Origin of the sequence: Sulfurovum sp. (genome assembly GCF_041551015.1) — a bacterium.
Taxonomy (GTDB): domain Bacteria; phylum Campylobacterota; class Campylobacteria; order Campylobacterales; family Sulfurovaceae; genus Sulfurovum.
The window spans coordinates 1-4,590 of record NZ_JBFENQ010000132.1 but is presented as its reverse complement, the minus strand read 5'-3'; the positions used below and the strand labels follow the sequence as shown (position 1 = coordinate 4,590).

Annotated in this window: 5 protein-coding genes and 1 pseudogene; 1 reads left to right on the top strand and 5 read right to left on the bottom strand. The window is 37.4% G+C overall.

Features of this window, described 5'->3' with window-relative positions:
- Positions 1 to 429 (bottom strand): annotated as a pseudogene (locus tag ABZC96_RS08335) (ferredoxin); the annotation flags it as partial.
- Positions 430 to 728: 299 nt separating this feature from the next.
- Here ABZC96_RS08335 and ABZC96_RS08330 point away from each other — a divergent pair.
- On the top strand, positions 729 to 1,745 hold the full coding sequence (locus ABZC96_RS08330; RefSeq protein ID WP_373030406.1) for an NAD(P)-binding domain-containing protein: 1,017 nt from the start codon (positions 729 to 731) through the stop codon (positions 1,743 to 1,745).
- A gap of 167 nt (positions 1,746 to 1,912) precedes the next feature.
- Here the strand turns inward: ABZC96_RS08330 and ABZC96_RS08325 are convergent, their stop codons facing one another.
- The 4 genes from ABZC96_RS08325 to nuoB all read right to left on the bottom strand — a co-directional run.
- On the bottom strand, positions 1,913 to 2,221 hold the full coding sequence (locus ABZC96_RS08325) for an NADH-ubiquinone oxidoreductase subunit E family protein (protein ID WP_373030405.1): 309 nt from the start codon (positions 2,219 to 2,221) through the stop codon (positions 1,913 to 1,915).
- Positions 2,222 to 2,233: 12 nt separating this feature from the next.
- Complete coding sequence (gene nuoD, locus ABZC96_RS08320; protein WP_373030404.1) at positions 2,234 to 3,463, bottom strand: NADH dehydrogenase (quinone) subunit D; 1,230 nt, start codon at positions 3,461 to 3,463, stop codon at positions 2,234 to 2,236.
- An 8-nt stretch (positions 3,464 to 3,471) separates the two neighbouring features.
- Positions 3,472 to 4,254 (bottom strand): NADH-quinone oxidoreductase subunit C, encoded by a 783-nt coding sequence (locus ABZC96_RS08315; RefSeq protein WP_373030403.1) that lies wholly within the window; start codon positions 4,252 to 4,254, stop codon positions 3,472 to 3,474.
- Positions 4,254 to 4,590, bottom strand: a 337-nt coding sequence (gene nuoB, locus ABZC96_RS08310; RefSeq protein WP_373030402.1) for an NADH-quinone oxidoreductase subunit NuoB, incomplete at its 5' end; no start/stop codon positions are given. The genes nuoB and ABZC96_RS08315, both read right to left, overlap by 1 nt.

The following is a 4,590-nucleotide window of genomic DNA, read 5'->3' as shown; positions in this document are numbered from 1 at the left end:
TGCCAATAATGCAGCTACACCTTCTTCACTCCCTACTTCATATTTTATAAACTGTGTGATACTAGTTTGAAGTGTTGCATCTTCTATGGGATGCATATAAACCAATTTGGGCTTTTTTTCTCCTAACACCTTTTGAACCAATGCTGTAGATTCTGTACTTTCACCCTGAAACCATGTGCCAAATGATATCACTACATCAGAAGCAGCCAACGTCTCTAAATCTCCATTAAAAATATGATATCCGCTACTGCTGCTATATGCTTTTAAAAAATCCTGATACACCTTTGCTTCAGGGCATATCAAATGCTTCCCCTGTTTCTCTTTAAGTAATTGAAAAATCTGTGCTTCTTCATTTGTAATATCTGCTGAAAAAACTATACTATCAACATTTTCAAAATTCTCTTTTTTACTTTCATATCTGTACTCCACTATCGTCTCTTCCTTGTGCTGATCTTGCCTTTATGTACACCTTGGACAATACTATCTATTGTCTCTGCTTAAAAATGCTTTCAATGATTGTATTAGAAAACAAATTAAAAAACAAAGTTCTGTGTTAAAATGTATCACTAACGATTCATAGAGCTATGTTTTGAGCTCTTATAATACTTTTTAATGTTACATTTACTCACATCGAAGATCAACTTATGAAGGTTATAACTTCAATATACATATTTTTTTAATTCCCTATGTTACAATTTACGTCAAATAAAGTTTTAATAAGGGTAAACATGATTCACGAAAACGGAAAAGTAGTAGACATTGCGATTATTGGAGCAGGTCCTGGCGGTATGGCATGTGCGATCGAAGCAAAACTAGCTGGTATTGAGAACATTGTTGTTATTGACAAGGCACCTCACCACAATGATATGATCCACAAATTTTACAAAAAAGGTAAAAGAGTTGACAAAGACTGGATGGGGCGTAAAGCCGAGTTTGAAGGTAACGTTTCATTTGAAGAGTGTTCAAAAGAAGAGTACATTGAACAAATGGATGAAAAACTAAAAGAAGCTGGTGTACTTGACAAGTTTGAGTACAATCATGAGATCATCAGAGTTGAAAAAGGCGAAGATGGTCTTTTTTCAATTGTATTTGCCAATGATGCAGTAGCAGAAGCTGTTGAATCAATCAAAGCTAGAAACGTCATCCTTTCAGTAGGCCGTATGGGTAAACCAAACAAACCTAGATACAAGTTTCCAAAAGAGCTTAAAGATGTACTTAACTTCAACCTTTCTAAAGTACAAAACGGTGAGCACGTAATGGTTGTTGGTGGTGGAGACACTGCTGGTGAGTATGCTTATGGTCTAGTAGAGATGGAAGGTATGGAAGATTGTGTAGTTACACTCAACTACAGACAAGCTGAGATCAAAAGAATGAACCCAATCAATACAGAGATGACACTTAAGTATCTAGATAATGGAAAACTTTGTAACAAACTTGGTGTAGATGTTGAGAGCGTTGAGCCTTCACCAGCTGGTAAGATCCAAGTTAACTTCACTGACGGTTCAACAGCTGAGTATGACAGAGCTGTCTACGCACTTGGTGGTACAACACCAAAAGACATTCTAGTAAACTCTGGTGTTAAAACTGGTGAGTGGGATGTTCCTGTATATGACGAAAGTACATTTGAAACAAATGTAGAAGGTCTTTATACTATCGGTGACGTTGTAACAGATCAGGGTAGTATCGCTCTTGCATTCAACCATGCAAGTGATGCGGTAAAAAACATTTCTAAAAACCTAAAATAATTCTTTTATACTATGCTCTTTTTGAGCATAGTATGTATATACCTCATTCATAAAAAATTTCAATTCTACAAAATAAAAATCACAAAAAACAGGCTAATAGATAAATAAGTATAGGAATTTGCAGACACAAGTATAATACCTGGTCTACAGAAGAAAAGAGGAAGTTTTTACGCTTCTTCGGCAGCTGACTCTTCAGCTTCTTGTTTTGAAGTCTCTAGAGCCTCTTTACGTGATTTGGCATCCTCATCACTTGCTTTTTTAACTACGACAGTCCAATCGACCTCATTGAACTTAAGTGAGTTCATAAGTTGATGTCCTGTCTGCTTAATCACATCAGCAGATTTTTGAATAGAAGAAAAATCTCCTACTTCAAACATGAAAATTCCCACTTCACCTACTTTTAGTCCTTGATCGATAAGCTCAACCATTCTGTCATAAAAATCGTCTTTTAAATGTCTTAAATCATATCTTTTCATGGGGGGGGCTCCTTATCTGTCAACTTCACCGAATACGATATTGGTAGTACCAATGATCGTAACGACGTCTGCAATATATGTACCAACGAGAAGCTCTTGAAGGAGTCCTGTATGGAAGAAACTTGGTGCTCTACACTTAAGTCTGTAAGCATATGGTTCACCCTCTGATTTGATGTAGAAACCAAGTTCACCTTTTGGTGATTCAGTTGGAACATAGACTTCACCTTTTGGTGGTCTCATCCCTTGAGTCACAAGTACAAAGTGTTGCATCAATGCATAATTTTGTGTCATGATCTCTTCTTTTGGTGCAGAGATATATTGTGGTGCATGTGCCATCAATTGAGGCTCAGTTTCAGCATACATAGGAATAAGTTGTCTAATAATACGTGTAGATTGTTTCATCTCTTCCATATAAAGTCTAAAACGACCATAAGAGTCACATCTCTCACTTACTGGAATATCGAAGTCTAACTCAGAATAAAGTTCGTATGGTTCTTCTTTTCTAATGTCATACTGTACACCAGAACCTCTAAGCATAGGACCTGTACAACCCCATGAAAGTGCATCTTCAGCAGAGATAACCCCTACATCTTCAAGACGCATTTTCCAGATACGGTTTTCATTAAGCAATGCTCCATATGTATGCTCAACTTCATAGTCCACTTTGTCACAGAATGCAGCAGCATTTTCTAACCATCCTGCAGGTAGGTCAAGAGGTACACCACCGATACGTACAGCAGAGTGTGTTAATCTTGCCCCACAATAGTCTTCCATTAAGTCCATTGCAAATTCACGCTCACGGAAAGCATAGAGGAATACTGACATAGCACCGACATCCAGTGCATGTGTTGCAACAAAGAAAAGATGTGAAATTACACGATTAAGCTCAAGTAACATAGTCCTAATTACTTGTGCTCGTCTAGGTGCTTCTACACCGATAAGCTTTTCTACAGCCAATGCATACGCATAGTTGTTAGATGTTGAAGCGATATAGTCAAGTCTATCTGTTGTTGGCAAGAATTCATTATACGTCATGTTTTCTGCCATTTTCTCTATACCTCTGTGAAGGTAACCTATATCTGGATAGGCTTTAACTACTTGCTCACCATCAAGTTCAAGAACAAGTCTTAACTGACCGTGTGCAGAAGGGTGCTGAGGACCAAAGTTGATAACCATTGTGTTGTCGTCACGCTCAAAATTGAGGTTCTCAAAAAATGGCGTTAATTTATTAGCTACTTGCATCGGCTCCCCTATCTTCTTTCGTCTAATTGCTTAGACCCTTTTTTATTATAGTCAACTAAGAATGTTTCACTATATTCAATTTCTTTCTCTGTTTCACCTTCAGAAATATCTGCACCGAACGGTACTTCATATCCTACTCTTGAGAAACGTTTTGTATCATGTCTATCTACTTTTGCAGGATCTCTGTTTTCTGGTCCGATGATATCTCTATACTCTTTTCCGAAGATCTTGTCTACTTCATACCATGAAGCAAACTCATCTCCATGCAAAGGATACGTTTTAAGTAAAGGGTGTCCTTCCCAGTCATCAGGCATAATGATACGTTTAAGGAACGGATGATTGTTTACTTTGATTCCAAACATGTCAAACATTTCACGCTCTGCAAAGTTTGCAGATCTAAAAAGAGGCTCAACGCTTTCAATTGCTTCGCCCTTTTTAATACGACATACGACTCTTACTCTTTTAGCTTCACTAACATTAAGAAGTTGGTAAAAAAGTTCGAATTCTCCATCTTTTGCCAAGTAGTCTACAGCAGATTGCTCAGAACATTGTGTATATCCACATTTTTCTTTAAGTGTTTTAAGTACAGCAAAATTATTTGTTGCATCTATATGTATAACAAGCTGTCCTATTTCTATATAAGACTCTTTTGCCTGTTCTTCCAATGCCTGAACTACTGAAGCGAAATGTGCATCTTCTACTTCAGATCTAGGTACACGAGGTGCAACCCAAAATCTATCTGTATAGTATGCTTTTCCTTGAACGTTATCTTTTGGTACGTATTTTCTCATTAGATCAACCTCGCTCTTTTGCCCGTTTGATTGGTCAAGTCTTGTTTTGTATTTTTCTTCATATCTGCAGACTCTTTACGAATCTTCTTTTGAAGCATCATCAGTGCATACTGAAGTGTTTCAGGTCTTGGTGCACATCCTGGAAGATAAATATCTACAGGAATGATACGATCAACACCTTGTACTGTTGCATAGGTGTTGAACATACCACCAGTATTTGCACATGAACCCATAGAGATCACCCATTTAGGTTCTGTCATCTGGTCATAAAGTCTTCTGGCAAATTCAGAGTGCTTTTTAGAAAGTGTTCCTGCCAAAATCATGACATCTGCTTGT